Annotated in this window: 16 protein-coding genes; 10 read left to right on the top strand and 6 right to left on the bottom strand. The window is 66.3% G+C overall.

The features are described 5' to 3' along the window. The first annotated feature begins 1 nt into the window (after position 1). Positions 2 to 1,594: a hypothetical protein gene (locus BDW41_RS18895; RefSeq protein ID WP_074551336.1), complete on the top strand. Its 1,593-nt coding sequence runs from the start codon at positions 2 to 4 to the stop codon at positions 1,592 to 1,594. Positions 1,595 to 1,829: 235 nt separating this feature from the next. Then, a complete protein-coding gene (locus BDW41_RS18900; protein WP_074551334.1) occupies positions 1,830 to 2,585 on the top strand; it encodes a hypothetical protein in 756 nt (251 codons plus the stop codon). Positions 2,586 to 2,613: 28 nt separating this feature from the next. On the opposite strand, the gene BDW41_RS18905 is transcribed toward BDW41_RS18900, so the two are convergent. Then, positions 2,614 to 3,063 (bottom strand): hypothetical protein, encoded by a 450-nt coding sequence (locus tag BDW41_RS18905; protein ID WP_146217380.1) that lies wholly within the window; start codon positions 3,061 to 3,063, stop codon positions 2,614 to 2,616. Positions 3,064 to 3,420: 357 nt separating this feature from the next. On the opposite strand from BDW41_RS18905, the gene BDW41_RS18910 reads away from it, so the two are divergent. The 3 genes from BDW41_RS18910 to BDW41_RS18920 all read left to right on the top strand — a co-directional run bounded on the left by BDW41_RS18910 (position 3,421) and on the right by BDW41_RS18920 (position 6,889). Next, positions 3,421 to 4,197 (top strand): TIGR00266 family protein, encoded by a 777-nt coding sequence (locus tag BDW41_RS18910; RefSeq protein WP_074551383.1) that lies wholly within the window; start codon positions 3,421 to 3,423, stop codon positions 4,195 to 4,197. Between the two features lie 83 nt (positions 4,198 to 4,280). Continuing rightward, the gene (locus BDW41_RS18915) at positions 4,281 to 5,027 is read left to right on the top strand and encodes a response regulator transcription factor (RefSeq protein WP_083337754.1); all 747 of its coding nucleotides are present in this window, start codon (positions 4,281 to 4,283) and stop codon (positions 5,025 to 5,027) included. 2 nt (positions 5,028 to 5,029) lie between these two features. Beyond that, positions 5,030 to 6,889 (top strand): ATP-binding protein, encoded by a 1,860-nt coding sequence (locus BDW41_RS18920; protein WP_074551330.1) that lies wholly within the window; start codon positions 5,030 to 5,032, stop codon positions 6,887 to 6,889. An 83-nt stretch (positions 6,890 to 6,972) separates the two neighbouring features. On the opposite strand, the gene BDW41_RS18925 is transcribed toward BDW41_RS18920, so the two are convergent. Then, complete coding sequence (locus tag BDW41_RS18925; RefSeq protein WP_158537014.1) at positions 6,973 to 10,911, bottom strand: Ig-like domain-containing protein; 3,939 nt, start codon at positions 10,909 to 10,911, stop codon at positions 6,973 to 6,975. A gap of 287 nt (positions 10,912 to 11,198) precedes the next feature. Next, positions 11,199 to 11,780, bottom strand: a complete 582-nt coding sequence (locus BDW41_RS18930) for a flavin reductase family protein (protein ID WP_074551327.1) — start codon at positions 11,778 to 11,780, stop codon at positions 11,199 to 11,201. 108 nt (positions 11,781 to 11,888) lie between these two features. Between BDW41_RS18930 and BDW41_RS18935 the strand changes: the two genes are divergently transcribed. Together BDW41_RS18935 and BDW41_RS18940 are read left to right on the top strand one after the other, a co-directional pair. Beyond that, positions 11,889 to 12,338: a helix-turn-helix transcriptional regulator gene (locus tag BDW41_RS18935; RefSeq protein ID WP_074551325.1), complete on the top strand. Its 450-nt coding sequence runs from the start codon at positions 11,889 to 11,891 to the stop codon at positions 12,336 to 12,338. Between the two features lie 35 nt (positions 12,339 to 12,373). Further along, positions 12,374 to 12,784 carry a VOC family protein gene (locus tag BDW41_RS18940; protein ID WP_074551379.1) on the top strand — a complete coding sequence of 137 codons (411 nt, stop codon included), beginning with the start codon at positions 12,374 to 12,376 and terminating at the stop codon, positions 12,782 to 12,784. Positions 12,785 to 12,945: 161 nt separating this feature from the next. On the opposite strand, the gene BDW41_RS18945 is transcribed toward BDW41_RS18940, so the two are convergent. Continuing rightward, positions 12,946 to 13,356 (bottom strand): VOC family protein, encoded by a 411-nt coding sequence (locus BDW41_RS18945; RefSeq protein WP_074551323.1) that lies wholly within the window; start codon positions 13,354 to 13,356, stop codon positions 12,946 to 12,948. A 252-nt stretch (positions 13,357 to 13,608) separates the two neighbouring features. Then, positions 13,609 to 14,484, bottom strand: a complete 876-nt coding sequence (locus BDW41_RS18950) for a LysR substrate-binding domain-containing protein (RefSeq protein WP_074551321.1) — start codon at positions 14,482 to 14,484, stop codon at positions 13,609 to 13,611. Positions 14,485 to 14,606: 122 nt separating this feature from the next. On the opposite strand from BDW41_RS18950, the gene BDW41_RS18955 reads away from it, so the two are divergent. The 3 genes from BDW41_RS18955 to BDW41_RS18965 all read left to right on the top strand — a co-directional run bounded on the left by BDW41_RS18955 (position 14,607) and on the right by BDW41_RS18965 (position 16,689). Continuing rightward, on the top strand, positions 14,607 to 15,140 hold the full coding sequence (locus tag BDW41_RS18955) for a lipocalin-like domain-containing protein (protein WP_074551319.1): 534 nt from the start codon (positions 14,607 to 14,609) through the stop codon (positions 15,138 to 15,140). Positions 15,141 to 15,389: 249 nt separating this feature from the next. Continuing rightward, entirely contained in the window at positions 15,390 to 16,346 is a 957-nt protein-coding gene (locus tag BDW41_RS18960) for a hypothetical protein (RefSeq protein ID WP_074551318.1), read from the top strand. A 127-nt stretch (positions 16,347 to 16,473) separates the two neighbouring features. Beyond that, on the top strand, positions 16,474 to 16,689 hold the full coding sequence (locus BDW41_RS18965) for a hypothetical protein (RefSeq protein ID WP_074551316.1): 216 nt from the start codon (positions 16,474 to 16,476) through the stop codon (positions 16,687 to 16,689). Positions 16,690 to 16,779: 90 nt separating this feature from the next. Here the strand turns inward: BDW41_RS18965 and BDW41_RS18970 are convergent, their stop codons facing one another. Further along, the gene (locus tag BDW41_RS18970; RefSeq protein ID WP_074551314.1) at positions 16,780 to 16,971 is read right to left on the bottom strand and encodes a hypothetical protein; all 192 of its coding nucleotides are present in this window, start codon (positions 16,969 to 16,971) and stop codon (positions 16,780 to 16,782) included. Positions 16,972 to 17,031: the final 60 nt, after the last annotated feature.

Genomic DNA, 17,031 nt, shown 5'->3' on the forward strand with positions numbered 1-17,031 from the left:
GATGAGCACGACGGTACGTGAGCGCTGGATCTCGCCGGGCGACCTCAACGGGTTCCTCGGGCTGGTGGTGGATAACCTGTCGGTGCTGGCGTTTCTCGCCACGGCCTTGATCGGCATCTTCGGTTTTCCCGCCGACATCGTGTTCCTGCGCATGGTGCCCGGCACCACCTTTGGCGTGCTGCTGGGCAACCTGGCCTATACGGCGATGGCGCGGCGGCTCGCGCAGCGCAGCGGGCGCACGGATGTCACCGCGATGCCGCTGGGCCTGGACGCGCCCACCAGCATCGGCATGGCCTTCCTGGTGCTTGGCCCCGCCTTCCTGCATTTCAAGCAGACGGGCCTGGACGCGCAGGCGGCGGGGCTCGCCACCTGGCGGCTGGGCATGGCGTCGCTGGTGATCATGGGCGTGCTGAAGTTCGTGCTGTCCTTCTTCGGCGGCATGGTGCAGCGGCACGTGCCACGCGCCGGCCTGCTGGGCTCCATCGCCGGCATTGCGCTGGTGCTGATGGGCTTCTTTCCGCTGGTGGAGATCCTCAAGCATCCGCTGGTGGGCTTTGCGGGACTGGGCGTGGTGCTCTACGCGCTGGTGGCGCGCGCACGCATGCCGTGGAACCTGCCCGGCGTGCTGGTCGCCTTCGTGGTGGGCGCGTTGCTTTATTACGTGCTGGGCTCGCTGGGTTGGCTCGGCAGCGGCTATGAGCCGCCCAAGCCGTGGACGTGGCGCTTCGCGTTGCCGCTGCCGACGCTGGAGTGGATGGGCGGCATGGCGTCGGCCGTGCCGTATCTGCCGCTGATCCTGCCGTTCGGCCTGCTGATGGTGGTGGGCGGCATCAACGTGACGGAAAGCGCGCGCGCGGCCGGCGACGAATACCGCACGCGCGACATCCTGCTGGTGGAAGCGCTGGCCACGCTGGTGGCGGGTTTCTGCGGCGGCGTGGCGCAGACCACGCCGTACATCGGCCAGCCTTCGTACAAGGCGATGGGCGCGGGCACGGGCTACACCTTGCTCACCGGCCTGTTCGTGGGCCTGGGCGGCGTGTTCGGCTATCTGTCCAACCTGGTGGAGCTGATTCCGCTGTCGGTGCTGGCGCCCATCCTGGTGTTCGTCGCCATCGGCATCACCGTGCAGGCGTTCGAGGCGACGCCCATGCGCTATGCACCGGCGGTGGTGTTCAGCTTCTTTCCAGCCATTGCGCGCATGGTGGCGATCAAGCTGTCCGACCCCACCTATGTCGCGCCCGAGCATGTAGTCGCCTTGCTGGGCGATCGCGCGCACGGGTTTTCGGAGCTGGCCATCATCAACGCGCTGGGCAACGGCTTCATCATCACCTCGATGGTGTGGGCGAGCTTCGTGGTGGCGATGATCGACGGCAAGGCCTTGCGCGCGGCTCTGATCCTGCTGCTGGGCGCGGCGCTCAGCCTGTTCGGGGTGATCCACTCGGTGCAGTTGAGCGGCGGCATCTATCTGCCGTGGCAACTCGATGAAGCCCAGCGCGCGCTTGCCTGGCAGTTCGCCGCCGCCTATGCGGTGCTGGCCGTGGTGCTGGTGGCACTTTCGCTGAGCGCTTCGTCACGGCGCACGGACGCGGCGTAGCGCATGCCGTGATTTTGCGATTGGCCGCAAGGAAGCGTTCCCTTGCGGCCGACACAATCCGCGCGCCTCGTCGTGTTGATGCGCGGGTGTGTGCCTAGGAACACAGGCCCGACATCACGCGACGGGGCGCCGCCGTGGCTGTGCGCGCATCGCAAGAACGTGCTGCGCATCGCCGTCATCCGCCAGCCGTGCTTCGACGTTAGGATGTGCCACTCGTCGACACACGGAGAACGGCATGGCCACGCAAGGACGGCAACGCGGGTTGATCGCATGGACATTGGCCTTGCTCATGGCCGCCACCGTGCCGCAAGCGATCGCGCAGACAACGGACAGCACGGCAGAAAACGACACGCCGCCGACCGATGCCGATCTTGCCGGCACGCGCTGCGTGGCCGGCGAAGAGAAGATCCTGCCGGGCGATTACTTCTATTGCCTCGGCACGCAGACCTACGGGCTGGGCCGGTATGCCACTTCGCAGCGCTTCTTCAAGACCGCGGCCAGCTGGGCGAGCAAGCCGGCGCAGTACGTGCTCGGCGTGATGGCGCTCAACGGCGATCACCAGCCGGTGAATCACGCGCTGGGCCTGGCGTGGCTGGCGCTGGCGTCGGAGCGCGCGAACTCGTCGTTCCGGCAGGCTTACGACACGGCGATGAAGAACGCCACCGATGCCGAGCGGCACGCAGCCGAGCAGTTGCTGGTGGAGATGCGCCCGATCTATGGCGATGCCACCGCCGCGCCGCGTGCGGAACGCCGCTATGCGGACGGCATGGCCGAACTGAACCGCCTCAGCAATCGCGGCGCCAAGTACTGCATGGCGGGCATGACCGATCCCTCGCGGCCGGTGGCCGACCCCACCGGTTGCCCGCCGGTGCAGACCGTTATCAAGGCCTTGGACCAGGCGGCCGTCAATGTGTTCGATGGCTGGTCCGGCCATGTGCAGGTGGGGCCGCTGGAGCAGGTGCCCGCGCCGGACGCGGCGGAGAAGAAGTGAGCACGCTGTGCCGCGTGCAGCGCGACGATCAGTTGCGCAGGTCCATCACCCTCGCATGGGTAAGGCTGGTGATGTCGGCCAGGTTCATCGAGCGCTCCGCGCGCTCGAGCGCATTGCACGCCGACTCCGCCGCATAGCGCATCAGATACGCGAGGTGTGCGCGGTACTGCGAGCCGATGCCGTGCGCGCGGATCATGCCGGCGGCTTCGGCCAGGCATTCCAGATCGCTGTAGGCACGGTCCAGGTCGGTGCTGCTGGAGCACTGCACGAAGGCATGGGCGCCATCGGGATCGCGCGAGCGCAGGCTCACCACATCCTCCACCAGGCGCGCGGCCTGGCGCGCCGCGAACATCAGCACGTCGGCGGCCGCGTGCGACAGCTCGCTATCGGAGACGGCGCGGTCCGTCAGCTCCACAAGGCTGCGCGTGACAACAAGCAGTTGGGCCACGGGGCGACCCGCGGCATCGCTATGAGTCATGGTTCCGGCTCCCCCTCCGGACGGATGGACCGGCACATTGTCCACGGAGTCGTGACATTTGTGTACACGGGCCAGCTAGGAATTTGTGACAGCTACCGCAGCTTGACCGGGCGCATTTCCCCCGTTGGCAGCCTCCGTCGGGCGACAGGTCATTGATGCATAGGGAAGTTGTGCATCGGGGACATGCAACTGCGGGGTTCTGCGGAACCATCGACGAAGGCATCGCAACATGTTCCGCCATCCACCAAGCGGATGAATGGTTATCGTCAAGCATCGGCAGTAATGTCGGCGCCGATCCAGCCGTCGAACCTTGATGGCACGGCCGACGTCCGTCTTTCCATCTTGAGAGAACACGCCATGCAGACCCGCATTCAGGGCACGGTGATGCCCGTACTGGAAGTGTTGTTGGAGCCCAACGAAAGCGTTTTCGCGGAGAGCGGCGAGCTTTCGTGGATGACTTCGTCGATCCAGATGACCACGCACACCCAGATGGGTGGCGGCGGTGGCCTGTTCGGCATGTTCAAGCGCGTAGCGGGTGGCGGCAGCCTGTTCATGACCGAGTACCGCGCAGCCGGCGCGCGCGGCGAGGTGGCGTTTGCCACGAAGGTACCGGGCCACATCGTGCCGGTGCCGGTGAGTCCGGGTAACGAATACATGGTGCATCGGCACGGTTTCATCTGCGCCACGAATCAGGTGACGATCGGCGTGGGTTTTCAGCAGTCGCTCGGCGCCGGCATTTTCGGTGGCGATGGTTTCCTGCTGCAGAAGATCGGCGGCACGGGCACCGCATGGCTGGAGCTTTCCGGTGAACTGATCCGCAAGGACCTTGCGCCCGGCGAAACCTTGCGCGTGCATCCGGGCCACGTCGGCGCGTTCCAGGCGTCGGTGAGTTTTCAGATCACCACGGTGCCGGGCATCAAGAACGCCATCTTCGGCGGTGACGGCATTTTCCTCGCGTCGTTGACCGGCCCGGGCACGGTGTGGCTGCAGACCTTGCCCATTTCGCGCCTGGCGCACCAGATTGCCGACTACCTGCCCGGCAACGAGGGCAGTGGTGGCGCCGGGCGAGCCACGGTCGGCGGCGCGCTGCTGGGCGGCATCGTGGGCTCCTTGCTGGGCGGCGACGACAACTGAGCGAGGACCTCGCGCGGCGGGTCGCGCCGCGCATCGCTGCCGCCGCGGGTCGAAAGTCGTGGCCTGTCCGGCGGGGCCGAACTATGATCGCCAGCGAACGTGGCTTGGCCGGACGGGCCGATGGGGGGCACGTGGATTCGACAGGGGATCAGGTGGCGTTCCAGCCGGCGCTTATCGTGGAAGACGATGCGTTGACCCAGCAGCGCCTTGACCGGTTGCTGCGGGAGCTGGTTGGCGAGACGGGTGGTATCACGGCGGTCGACGGCGTGGCTCAGGCAAAGGCCGCGATCGGTGGGGTGAAGCCAGCCTTGGCCCTGGTCGACATCGGGCTGCCGGATGGCAGCGGGATCGAGCTGATCGACTGGATCGCGAGCCACCATCCGGATACGACGACGGTAGCCATCTCGGCCTGGGGGCACGAGGAAGTGGCGCTGGCGGCGTTGCGCGTGGGTGCGGTCGGCTATCTGATGAAGGAGCGCGACGATGCCGAGTTGTGCGCCGCGCTGCGCACCATCCGTCGCGGCGGCGCGCTGATCGATCCACTGATTGCGCGCCGCATTCTTGCGTTCGTGCCGCAGATGCCCAGTGAGGGCGAGGCAGCGCCTGTCGCTGCCGCGGAACCCAGGGACAAGCGCGACATTGCACTCTCCGAGCGCGAGTCGGAAATCCTGCAGTTCGTGGCGCAGGGTTTCAGCAACCGGGAAATCGCCGACCTCACCGGGCTTTCGCGCTTCACCATCGAGGGCTATACGAAGGCCATTTATCGCAAGTTGGCCGTCAGCTCCCGCACGGCCGCGGTGTTCGAGGCCAAAGCCATGGGGCTGCTCTAGGCATGCGCGCGATGCTCGTGCTGTGGCTGGCCTGCGTGCTGTGGCTGGCTTGCGTGCTGCTGGCGTTTCCGGCCGCCGCGCAGCCTGCGCCGCCGGTGAAGGCCACGATCGATCTTCGATCCGCACAGGCGGCGCCTGCCGGCTGGTCATCCACGGTGCCGCCTACGGACGGCTGGACGTCCGTTGCATTGGACGACCTGTGGGACGCACGCTGGCCAGGCCATGACGGCGTGGTGTGGTATCGGCTGCACTGGAACCAGGCCGACGCCAGCCAGCCACTGGGCCTGCTGGTCGGCTACGTCAACTCGGCCTATGCGCTGTACGTCAACGGAAGCCTGGTCTACCGCGATGATCACCTGACGGAGCCTTTGTCGCGCACCTGGGTTCGACCGCAGTACTTCCTGCTCGACAAGCCGTTGCTCCGCCAGGGCGAGAACACCTTGCTGGTGCGCGTGTCGGGGCTGGCGGCGTATCAGCCGGGGCTGGGCGTCGTTACCATCGGCGAGCCCGGCGCGGTACAGGCGCGCCAGCGCCGCGGGGAATTCTGGCGTTATCACATGCAGTTGTTCGGCCTGGCCGTGGGCCTGGTCTTCGGCGGCCTGTTCCTGATCCTCTGGCTGTTGCGCCGAAAGGACACGTACTACGGCTGGTATGCGCTGAGCACGTTGTTCTGGATGGCGTACTCGTTCAACTTCGTGGCTTTCGATCCCTGGCCGTTCGACAACACCGACGCCTGGGAAGCGGTGAACGCGGCGGCCTACATGGCGGCGGCCACGGCGTTCGCGATCTTCCTGCTGCGTTACGCGGGCCACCGGTGGCGGCGCACCGAGCGCGTGCTGCTGGTGCTGTGCGCGGTGCTGTGGATCGCTGCCTTAGGCTGGCCGCAGTGGATCGGGCATCATCGCGCGCTGCCGTTCCTCATCGGATGCAGCACCTACTACGTGGGTGTTTTCGGGTTCGTGGGCCACACCTTGCGGCACCGGCGCACCGACTGCTACGTGCTGGCCGCCAGCCTGGTCATTCCGCTCGTCGTCTCCCTGCACGACATGCTGCTGTTCTTCGGCGTCATCCATGACGACACCTACCTGATGGGCGTGACCTCGCCGTTGACCATCATCGGCATGGGTTTCGCGCTGGCCTACCGGTTTGCCGTGGCCATGCGCCGCGCGGAGAATTTCGCCGCGGAACTGCAGCACGAAGTGAACGCGGCCACGCGCAAGCTGACCGAGACGCTGCAGCGCGAACATGATCTGGCCTTGAACAACGCACGCATCGGCGAACGCCTGAACCTGGTGCGCGACCTGCACGACGGTTTCGGCGGCAGCCTGCTCGCCGCGATCTCGGCGCTGGAGCATCCACGCCGCCAGGCCGACCCCGCGCAGGTCGTCACCACGCTCAAGGAACTGCGCGACGACCTGCGCCTGATCATCGATACCACCACGCACGAACAGGATACCGACCTGGCCGGCCAGATCGCTCCGTTGCGGCACCGCTGGACGCAGCGACTGGAGGCGATGGGCATCGAAAGCGCGTGGACCGTGCAGGGCGTGGACGACAGGCGGCTCGGCGCCATGCGCGTGCTGGAACTGCTGCGTTTCCTGCAGGAAGCCTTGACCAACGTGCTCAAGCACAGTGGCGCGACGCGGGTGCAGGTGGCCATTCGCTGCATGGACGGTCGCCTCGGCGTGGACGTGCGCGACGATGGCCGGGGTTTCGATCCGGCAGCGTCGTCATTGCACGGTGCCGGCTTGCCGAGCCTGCGTGCCCGCGCGGGCCGCCTGGGCGCCGCCCTGCAGATCGACACATCGCCGGGGCAGGGCACGCGGCTGAACCTCGACGCGCCCCTGCCTCAAGGGGCCTAGGGCAGCACTGACCAGGTATCGCCATCACCCATCCTTGAATTTCAGAGGACGAGTGACGACGGTGATACTTGTTCAGTGTTGCCCTAAAACTGCTTGTGCAGGCCGATGCGTATGCCCTGGTCGTGCGCATGCGGCATCAGCAGGTATTGGTACTCGGTGGTGATCAGCAGGTTGTTCCACAGCTGCAGGTCGCCGCCAAACGCGGCCTGCACGGTGGTGCCGTTCGCCGCATAGGGGTTGGTCAACGCATTCCACGAACCGGCCGATGGCACGTAGGCATAGCTGAGCGTGGCGTCGCCGCTGCCCTGGAAATCATGGCCGACTTCCACGCGTGCGTGAGGAATGAACAGGTTGTCGCCCCAGGCCATCTGGCCGTTCACGCGCAGGCCGGCAATGATCTGCGAGGTGCGCACCAGCTGCGTTCCGTAGCTCAGCGCTTCGGCCGCATCGCCGCTTTCCGCGTAGCCGTTGAGCGAAGACAGCGACCACGCCAGGCGTCCGTAGGGCGACAGTGACCATCCGTCGCTCTTGAACTCGTATCCCGCCGTGAGCGACGCGAACCATTGACTGCCCGTGCGCTGGCCGGCGACTTCGGCGCCGCTGTCCGCGGCATGGCGGCGGCTGTCGAAACGCAGGCCGCCACCGCCCAGCACGCCATCGATATACACGTGCGCCGCCGGCTGGTAGCTGCCGTAGACGGCCGCGCTGTAGCCTTGCGCGGTGCTGCGCGTACCGTCGTTGCCGATGTCGCTGCGGTCGTGGTTGTAGCCAAGGCTGAGGCCGACGACGGCGTGCTCGCCGAGGCGCTGGTCGACGCCGGTGTTCACCGCGACAGCGTCCGAATCGAAACCCGACGATTGCCGATAGGTATCGAACGAACCGAAATCCGCCGTGCCGTCGATCCACACGCCGAGGCCAGATGAAGCGGGCGTGGGCGTGGCGGCGCGCTTCGCGGGCGATGGCGTATCCGTCGGCGTCGTCCCGTCGCCGTCTTCGGCGGCGCCGATGCCGGCGCGCGTGCCGGCAAGCAAAGGCGTGCCGGGCACGTGGTTCGCGGACGAAGCGCCGGTGGCCTGCAGTGGCTTTCCATCCAGGCTGATGGAGAGGTTGTTGCTGAAGCTCGCCGTGGCGTTTCCGTCATGCAGGCTGTCCAGGCGGCTCTGGATATTGCGCAGCTGATTCTGCGCAAACCGTTCCGCCTGCATGGTCTGTGCGTTGATCAGGCCGAGCGCATCCGGATTCTTCGACGGATCCGGCTGGCTGCTGACCAGCACCAGCACATCGACCACCTGCGGCTGGCCGCTTGCCGGCGTGAGCACGGCGGTGATCTGCACCAGACCATGGAACGCCGAGGTGGGCGTGAACGTCAGTGTCGTCGGTGGATTCAGCGTGGTGCTGCCCGCACCCGCGGGTGACAGGCCGAGCAAGGCCGCGGATGCATAGGTGCCGGGTGCGATGCCCGCGAGATTCACGCTCACCGGGCTGCCGGGTCGCGTCGTCACCGTCTGGCTCAGGCCGGCGGTGCTGCCGGCGGCCGTCACCGTGACGGTGATGGTGCCCGGCGCCGATGCGCCGAAATGGTTGCTCAGCTGATAGGTGAACGTATCCGTGCCCACGAAACCCGCGGCAGGCGTATAGGTGATCTGCTCGCCGCTGGCCGTGGCGCTTCCGTGCAAGGGTTGCGTCGACACGCTCGCACCCGTCAGCGGCTGCGTGCCGCCGGCCTGCGCGGCCGCCTCGATGAGCACCGGCGTCGCCTTGGTGGTGACCACGGAAAGCGGCACGGCCGTCGGCGTCGCCAGCGGCGTCACCGTGATGGTGACGGTCGCCGGCGCCGAGTGCCCGCCCGGGTTGAGCGCGGTATAGCTGAAGCTGTCGCTGCCGCCGTAGAACGTGGCCGACGGCGTGTAGGTCACGGTTTGGCCGGACACGCTCACCGTGCCGTGCGCCGGCGCGCTGGCGATACTGATGCCGGTGACGTCGGTGCCGGTGATGGCGTGGGAAAGGTCGAGCGTCGTCGCCGTGTTGAAAGGCGTCGTGGCCGATGTCGCCGCCACCGTCGGCACCGGCACTTCGCCCACCGTGACCGTGATGGTGGCCGGTGCCGAGGTGCCGCCCGGATTGGTCGCCATGTAGGTGAAGCTGTCGCTGCCGCCATAGAACGTCGCGGACGGCGTATAGGTCACCGTTTCGCCGGAGACGCTCACCGTGCCGTGCGCAGGTGCAGTCGCGATGCTGATGCCCGTGATGTTGGTGCCGTTGATGGCGCGGGCAAGGTCGAGCGTCGTCGCGGTGTTGAAAGGCGTCGTGGCCGATGTCGCCGCTACCGTCGGCACCGGCACTTCCCCCACCGTGATCGTGATGGTGGCCGGTGCCGAGGTGCCGCCAGGATTGGTTGCGGTGTAGGTAAAGCTGTCGCTGCCGCCATAGAACGTCGAGGATGGCGTATAGATCACTGTTTCGCCGGAGACGCTCACCGTGCCGTGCGCAGGAGCCGTGGCGATGGTGATGCCCGTGATGTTGATTCCTGAGATCAGGCTGGCGAGGTGAAGCGTCGCCGCGGTGTTGTAGGGCGTGGAAAGCGTGCTGGCGGAGACGGTGGGCGTGCCCACGGTATTCACGTTAACCGTGACGGTGGCCGGGGCGGAGGTTCCTCCCGGATTGGTCGCCGTGTAAGTGAAGCTGTCGCTGCCGCCGTAGAAGGTCGCGGACGGCGTGTAGACCACGGTTTCACCGGAGACGCTGACCGTGCCATGCGCCGGCGCGGTGGCGATGCTCACGCTGGTGATGTCCGTGCCGGCGATGACGCTCGCCAGGTTGATGTTCGTGGCCGTGTTGTAGGCCGTCGTGGCCGACGTGGCGCCCGCCGTCGGCGCAGGCACCGCACCCACGGTCACCGTCACCGTGGCCGGCGATGACGTGCCGCCAGGGTTGGTAGCGGTGTAGGTGAAGGTGTCGGTGCCGCCATAGAAGGTCGCCGATGGCGTATAGGCCACCGTTTCGCCGGTCACGATCGCCGTGCCGTGCGCCGGTGCCTGGGCGATGTTGACGCCCGTGATGTTCACGCCGGAGATCGCACTGGCGAGATTGATACTGGTGGCCGTGTTGTAGGCCGTGGTGGCCGAAGCGGCGGCCACCGTGGGCACCGGGGGCGGATTGACGGTGATCGTCGCCGTGGCAGGCGCCGATGTGCCGGCGGCGTTGCTGGCCACGTAGGTAAAGCTATCGGTTCCGATATAGCCGGCGGCCGGTGAATACGTGATGCCCATGCCGGCCGCGATGGCGGTGCCGTGCGCGGCCGCACTGACGATGGCCACGGACGTGGGATTGCCGGCGAGGTTCAGCGGCACGGCGTTGTTGCTGCTGTTGTACGCCACGCTGGTGCTGGTGGCTCCCGCCGTGGGCGGGGCGAAGGAGAACGATCCGCCGATGAAAGTGCCCGCGTCGGTCACCAACGTGATGGTCACGGTGCCCGAACCGTTGGGCACCACGGCATTGATGATGGCGCCGCCGCCGCCGTAGTCCACGCTGAACGATGTGGCGGGCAAGGAGCCGAAGAGCACCTGCGTCGTTCCCCACAAGCCGCTGCCGGAAAGGGTCACCGTGCTGCCGATCGTCGCCGACGAGGGCGAGACGCCCGTGATCGAGGCGCCCGCCGAAGTGCAGGTGACGGTGTACGTCGTCGCGGTGTTGCCCAGGTTGCTGAGATTGTCGGCGCCGGCCCCCGAGCCACTCTCCACGCCGTTGACGGAGCCGTTGTTGACCAACATCTGCAGGAAGGAGCCGCCATAGGACATCAGTCCCGGCGTGGTGAGCGTGACGGCGTCGCCTTGATTGACCTGCTGGCTGTTGGTCAACAGCTGGACGTATCCATGGGCGGGAATGGTGCCGGACTGTCCATTGAGCGCCTGGCATCCCGGCGACGCCTGCGCAAAGCCCGGCAGGCCGGACGCACCCAGCAGCGCGAGCCAGCCCAATCCACGCCAAACGCGCCCCGTCCACGTATTGCACATGGCGTTCATGCCCCTGCCCCTGACTTCAACGTCGTGCATTGTGTTCGCGGTGGGCAGGGCAGGCACCCCCGATTTCGGGGTTGCGCGATGTCGCGGATCAGTGGTGCGGTCGCCGGCGACTGGCCTCTTTGGGAGGATCGAAAGAGGAGGCTGGCGAATCAGCTTTCAGCTGACGTATTTGCTGGCCTGAGTCGCGCCGCGACATCAGATCCGTTCTACGCGAGGAACGGGTAAGGACACGTGAGGCGCACAACGCATGCATGGCGCATGGCGCACGTGCGTTGCACCGCCATCCATCACTCGACAGGATCGGCCCTGAGCGATTCGCCGATGGCGTAGAACTGCCCGCCGGCGATGTAGTGCAGGCTGCGCCACTCGGGTGCTGCGTTTTCGTAGTTCCAGTGGCCGTTGGCGAAGGCGCGGGTGTCGGCCCACGCGCCGACCACTTCGCCCACGAAGAGGTCGTAGGTTTCCTGATGGTGCGGCTCGGGCAGCAGCCGGCAGGCCAGCCAGGCGGAGCAGTCGGCGACGAAGGGCAGGTCGTGGCCGTCGATGTCGAACCATTGCACGCCGGCGCGCTGCAGCTTGTCGGGCGCCTTCGCGCGCTCCAGGTTGCCGACGGTATAGGTGAGCTGCATCTGCGCCACGGTGGGCACCTGGATCGCGAACCGGCCGCTTTGTTCGATGAGTTCGCGGGTGGTCGTCACCTTGTCGAGGATCACCGTCAGTTTGGGCGGGTCGAAATCCAGTCCGCAGGCCCATGCGGCCGCCATCACGTTGTCCATGCCCGCGTGGCGCGCCGATACCAGCACGGTGGGGCCGTGGTTGATCAGGCGATAGGCCTTTTCCAACGGCACGGGTGATACGTGGCTGTCCATGGCGCCTCTTGCTTGCGGTGACGGTGAATGCCGCATTCTGCCAGCACGCGGGCACGCCGCCGTGTGTCGTAGGTTGAGCGAGCTGCGGCGACGTGACAGGATTTGCGGATGACCAGCAGACCCGATGAAGCGCAGACCCTGCGCGACCTTGCACGGCTGCGTCGCGTGCGCGACCGGATCGACCGGGAGTACGCGCAGCCCCTGGACGTCGAAGCCCTGGCGCGCGGCGTGCACATGTCGGCCGGGCACCTCAGCCGGCAGTTTCGCCTTGCCTACGGCGAGTCGCCTTATGCGTACCTGATGACGCGGCGCATCGAGCGCGCGATGGCCTTGCTGCGCCGAGGCGAGCTCAGCGTCACCGAGGTCTGTTTCGAAGTGGGCTGCTCGTCGCTTGGCACCTTCAGCACGCGCTTTGCCGAACTGGTGGGCATGTCGCCGAGCACGTACCGGCGCGAGCAGGCGCAGGCGACGCTGGGCATGCCCTCGTGCGTGGCGAAGCAGGTGACGCGACCGATCAGGAATCGAGAAGCGCCGGCCAGGGAGCCGCAACTAGACTGATCCCCATGGACTTCACCACCCACCGAGAGAGCGCCATGGCCATCCAGATTCACTCCTGTTTCCTTCCGCAGAACGATCCCGACGCCGCGTTGGCGTTCTATCGCGACACGCTGGGTTTCGAGGTGCGCAACGACGTCGGTTACGGCGGCAAGCGCTGGATCACGGTAGGCCCCAAGGGCCAGCCGGCCACCTCCATCGTGCTGTATCCGCCGGAGGCGAGCCCTGGCGTTACCGATGACGAGCGCCGCACGATCGCGGAGATGATGGCCAAGGGCACGTTCGGCATGATCCTGCTCGCCACGCATGACCTTGCCGGCACGTTCGAACGGTTGCAGGCGCGCGATGCGGACATCGTGCAGGAACCGACCGATCAGCCCTATGGCGTTCGCGACTGCGCGGTGCGCGACCCGGCCGGCAACATGCTGCGTATCCAGCAGTTGGGCTGAAGCAGCGCGTCACACGTAGCCCGGATGAGCCGAAGGCGACATCCGGGACTATGCGCTGGAGGAGATACGCGCGTGGAAGCTTCGATCAGGCGCGTTGGCGGGAACCCGGATTTCGCTGCGCTGCATCCGGGCTACGGGCTATTTGCTACTTGTCGGTGTGCTTAGCCGTGCGGGATGGCGCTGGGGTCCATCCACATCACTTCCCAGATGTGACCATCCGGGTCTTCAAAGCTGCGGCCATACATGAAGCCGTAATCCTGCACGGGCGTCGGGTCCGGCTTGCCGCCGGCGCCGGTGGCCTGCTCGACCAGGCGGATTACTTCGTCGCGACTGCCGGCGGACAGGCACAGCAGCACCTGCGCATCCGCGTGCGCGTCGACGATAGGCTTGCTCGTGAACTGACGCCACTTGTCGTGCGTGAGGAGCATCGCGTAGATCGTGTCGGAGAACACCATGCACGCGGCGGTGTCGTCGCTGAACGCGGGGTTGTTGGCGGCGCCAACGGCTTCGTAGAACGCCTTGGATCGCTTCAGGTCGGTCACGGGCAGGTTAACGAAGATCTGCTTGCTCATCAGGTTTGACCTTTGGATGTAAACCGCGGCGACATTGCCGCGGTGTCATGTCGACGAATGGGCTCGGCGAAAATCGACAAGGGATGCGACGTGCAATAGCTGACGCGTGGCTGGCGGGTTGTTCCGCCGCCAGCGGCGAGCGGGGGAGATTGCCTATCGCCTGTTTGTGCGGCAAGTGCCGTGCGCGGCGTTGCACGCACGTGGGCGGCGTTGTCCCGGATTCCGCTTCGCTTCATCCGGGCTACTTGTGTGTTACACGCCGAGATGGCCGACGGCGTTTTCGCGCACCACGCGTTCGAGTTCGCTCAAGGCGGGCGTCGGTGCGTTCTTTCCGGCGTGCAGGCACAGCTCGACCACGGGAAGCGGCGGCAGGCCGTGCCGTTCATCGAGCCGCATGAGATACGGCGGTATGCCAGCCGTCGTTCGCAGCGTGATGCCCAGGCCGGCGGCCACGCCCGCCCACAGGCTCTGCAGGCTGCCGGTGGCGTAGGCCAGGCGCCAGGACAGCGATACCTTGTCGAGCGCTTCGAGCCCGGCGCGGCGGAAAAAGCAGGGCGAGTTGTAGAGCGCCAGGTCGAGCGGTGCATCGGGCTTGAGCACCGCCTCCGTGCCCGCCGGTCCGATCCATGTCATGGGCAGCGTGGCCAGTCGTCGCGCGTCCGGACGGCTGCCATAACCCATGGCCAGCACCAGGTCGAACTCGCCCCGGTCCAGGCGCTCCAGCAGCAAGCCATTGCGTTCCACTTCGACATCCACGCGAACGGCGGGGTGCGCCCGCTTGAACTGTCCCAGCGCGGCGGGCAGCCAAGTTTCGGCAAAGTCGCCGGGCAGGCCGAAGCGCACCATGCCTTGCACGGAACTGCCGGTGGCGCTGCGCACGGCTTCGTCGTTGAGCTCGAGAATGCGGCGCGCGTAGGAGTGCACCAGCTCGCCGGTTTCGGTGAGCACCATGGCGCGCCCCTGCTTGCGGAACAGCGGCTGGCCCACCTGGGTCTCCAGCTTCCGGATCTGCTGGCTTGCCGCCGATTGCGAGCGGCCGATCTTTTCCGCCGCGCGCCCCAGGCTGCCCAGTTGCAGGATCGCCACCAGGGTGCGCAGGGCATCCATATCCAGGTTGGGGAGGGACATTGCTTTTGTTTTTCCGATGGAACGGTTTCGAATTATCGGATTTTCTTAAGCATTGCCCCAGCCTAGCATCCCCTGACCCCATCGGGCAGCCGTATCCCCGATTCACCCACGGAACCCACGCCATGAACCTTCGCGCAGCAACTGCCGGCCGCATGCTGGCCGTCCTTTTCTCGGCATGCTCGATCTGGGCATCCGCCTCTTTCGCAGGCACGCCCGCCGGCATGCCGTCGCTCGCCGGCAGTTGGACCCTGGTGGCCGCCGACGTGCAGCATCCCGACGGCACGCGCGCCAGCGATTTTGGCGCCCATCCGAAAGGCCTGCTGCTGATCGATGGCCAGGGCCGTTACTCGCTGCAGATCTTCAAATCCGAGCGATCGGCGTTCCGCTCGCCGGACAAGTCGAAAGGCACGCCCGAGGAGTTCGCGGCGGCCGTCATGGGTTCGAGCACCCATTTCGGCACGATCAGCGTCGACCGGGATCGCGGCCTGCTGGTGTTCCACATCCAGGGCGCGTCCTTTCCCAACTGGGAGGGACAGGACCAGGCCAGGCAGTACGAGCTGAAGGACAACGTACTCAGCTACCGCGTGCCGCCGCGCCCGAATGGCGACGTGCCGATCTCGGTCTGGCGGCGGATCGATCCGATGCAGTCTAAGTAGAATTACGCGTTTGGCTTGGGTGGTTTTGCGCTCGTGCCAAGGCGTTGCCTGACAGAACATACCGACCATTGCCGGCACTCCCCGAACGGCAGCACCGCTGGTGCCAGGTCGACATTCGGTTAGGAGACTGCTTATGCGCGAGCGCCAACTCGCCTTGCCGCGTGCACTTGCAGCAGAAGCCGCCCGCATCGCTGCGTGGTGCGCGGATGTGGTGCCAGCGTCGTGCCGGGGGCATCGATGCGTACTGCCATGAAGCCGCTTGCCTGTTTCCTCGCCGCTTTCGCCGGTCTTTGCCTGGCCGGGCAGGCAGGCGCACAGGACCATCCGAGGTTCGATATCGTCAAGGGCCAGCTGCAGCAACGCGCGAATGCCGCCCTGGCCCTGATGGGTTATCTGCAGACGCCGGACGTCACCTCGGGCGCGTTGTCCATCAGGGATTCCAGTACCGGCAACCCCGCGTTCAACAACTCCTCGCTGGGCGGCGGCTTTGTCCTCAGTGACAGCGTGCCGATCTACATGGAAGGCACGGTCGGCTACTCGCGCTACGACCCGCGCTTCGTCGCCAGCAACGGCCAGGAACAGCGCGAGCTGCCCACCCGCTGGAACGACGTGGTCGCCACCGCCGGCATCGGCTGGAGTTTCCAGGTGACGCGCGACTTCGCGATCATCCCCATCATCAATGGCAGCTACGGTGTCGTGAAAAGCGATGCCTCGCTGGGCAGTCTCTACATCGAACGCAACACCAACCTCAACCTGGAGTTTCTCGCCAACGGCCACCTGGACGCGGCGGGCGCGGGCGGTTCGCTGCTGCTGTCGTACGACCATGTGGCGGAGAAATACGAGGGAGAAATACAGCTGCGTTATACGGACATCTATACGCACAGCGTCAACAACTCCTCGCGCGTGGTGCGCGGCAGTTCGCGCAACAACAACCTCAGCCTGTGGTCCCGCTACCGCGCCCCTACGGGCATGCATGCGCTGGATCGGCCGGTGCGCTACGTGCTGGAGTACGCGCGCACCGACTACTTCGGCAACGAGGCCAAGGTGATCCAGGTGAACCACCTCAATTCGCTGGGCGTGGGCCTGGAGCTGGATACCAGCAAATACCATCCGCTGTGGATCACCCGCGCCCGCGCGGTGGTGCGCTATGTATTCGCGCCCGGCGTGCAGGGCGTGTCGCTGGGCCTGGCGGTGACGTTTGGCTGAGCGCGAGGCCTGGGTAGATCTTCGCTAGGACTTTTCCGATGGATGGGCGGCCGCCGTTGATGCCCAATGCGCCTCGGTCGTGACCGCTTCCGGACACGGCCTTCCATTCAACAGGCGGAGAGGCGAGATGGGCATTCTGGATACGTTGGGCGAAGTGGCAGGGGCGGTGGCAGCCGTCGAAGCAGCGGAAAAGCTCGACCCGAATGCGGGTCTGCTGACGAAGGGCCTGGCGGCGATCGCGGGCTTCAAGGGCGCGGAGGCGCTGGAATCGACCTTGGCGAAGAAGGAAGGCGACGCCGATGCGAACGAAGCCGATGCCCAGGCCTCCGATTCGCAAGCCTGACTGACGGATGCAAGCGCGAGAGGACCGGCCACGCACGGCCGATCCTTTTTGTTTGGAGCATCCGCGCTGTGCAACGACACGGAGGCGTGCTCAATGCGCGTCTGCTTTCACGACCAGCACGTCAAAGGCCTTGCCGACCTGCTGCGGCGTAAAGTTGCAGTGACCCTCGCCCACCGGCGGCAGCACCGTAAGGTTCGACGCATGGCCGGCCGCCTTGACCAGCGCGGGGTACACCGTGTCGAAGCGCGAAGGCACGGTTGGGGTCGAATGCGTTTCAGCCAAGCGGTAAGTGCTATTCCGGTGCGCGCCATGGCCTTGCATTAGACTGCGCCGAACACCGCA

Source organism: Dyella sp. AtDHG13 (assembly GCF_003201105.1).
Classification (GTDB): Bacteria; Pseudomonadota; Gammaproteobacteria; order Xanthomonadales; family Rhodanobacteraceae; genus Dyella; species Dyella jiangningensis_B.

What these genes read in the sequence shown, in the direction of transcription:
- BDW41_RS18955 (WP_074551319.1), top strand. Translation starts at nt 14,607, where the DNA reads ATGAACCTTCGCGCAGCAACTGCCGGCCGCATGCTGGCCGTCCTTTTC.
- BDW41_RS18925 (WP_158537014.1), bottom strand. Translation starts at nt 10,911, where the DNA reads ATGAACGCCATGTGCAATACGTGGACGGGGCGCGTTTGGCGTGGATTG.
- BDW41_RS18960 (WP_074551318.1), top strand. Translation starts at nt 15,390, where the DNA reads ATGAAGCCGCTTGCCTGTTTCCTCGCCGCTTTCGCCGGTCTTTGCCTG.
- BDW41_RS18935 (WP_074551325.1), top strand. Translation starts at nt 11,889, where the DNA reads ATGACCAGCAGACCCGATGAAGCGCAGACCCTGCGCGACCTTGCACGG.
- BDW41_RS18945 (WP_074551323.1), bottom strand. Translation starts at nt 13,356, where the DNA reads ATGAGCAAGCAGATCTTCGTTAACCTGCCCGTGACCGACCTGAAGCGA.
- BDW41_RS18910 (WP_074551383.1), top strand. Translation starts at nt 3,421, where the DNA reads ATGCAGACCCGCATTCAGGGCACGGTGATGCCCGTACTGGAAGTGTTG.
- BDW41_RS18920 (WP_074551330.1), top strand. Translation starts at nt 5,030, where the DNA reads ATGCGCGCGATGCTCGTGCTGTGGCTGGCCTGCGTGCTGTGGCTGGCT.
- BDW41_RS18940 (WP_074551379.1), top strand. Translation starts at nt 12,374, where the DNA reads ATGGCCATCCAGATTCACTCCTGTTTCCTTCCGCAGAACGATCCCGAC.
- BDW41_RS18950 (WP_074551321.1), bottom strand. Translation starts at nt 14,484, where the DNA reads ATGTCCCTCCCCAACCTGGATATGGATGCCCTGCGCACCCTGGTGGCG.
- BDW41_RS18930 (WP_074551327.1), bottom strand. Translation starts at nt 11,780, where the DNA reads ATGGACAGCCACGTATCACCCGTGCCGTTGGAAAAGGCCTATCGCCTG.
- BDW41_RS18900 (WP_074551334.1), top strand. Translation starts at nt 1,830, where the DNA reads ATGGCCACGCAAGGACGGCAACGCGGGTTGATCGCATGGACATTGGCC.
- BDW41_RS18965 (WP_074551316.1), top strand. Translation starts at nt 16,474, where the DNA reads ATGGGCATTCTGGATACGTTGGGCGAAGTGGCAGGGGCGGTGGCAGCC.
- BDW41_RS18915 (WP_083337754.1), top strand. Translation starts at nt 4,281, where the DNA reads ATGATCGCCAGCGAACGTGGCTTGGCCGGACGGGCCGATGGGGGGCAC.
- BDW41_RS18895 (WP_074551336.1), top strand. Translation starts at nt 2, where the DNA reads ATGAGCACGACGGTACGTGAGCGCTGGATCTCGCCGGGCGACCTCAAC.
- BDW41_RS18905 (WP_146217380.1), bottom strand. Translation starts at nt 3,063, where the DNA reads ATGACTCATAGCGATGCCGCGGGTCGCCCCGTGGCCCAACTGCTTGTT.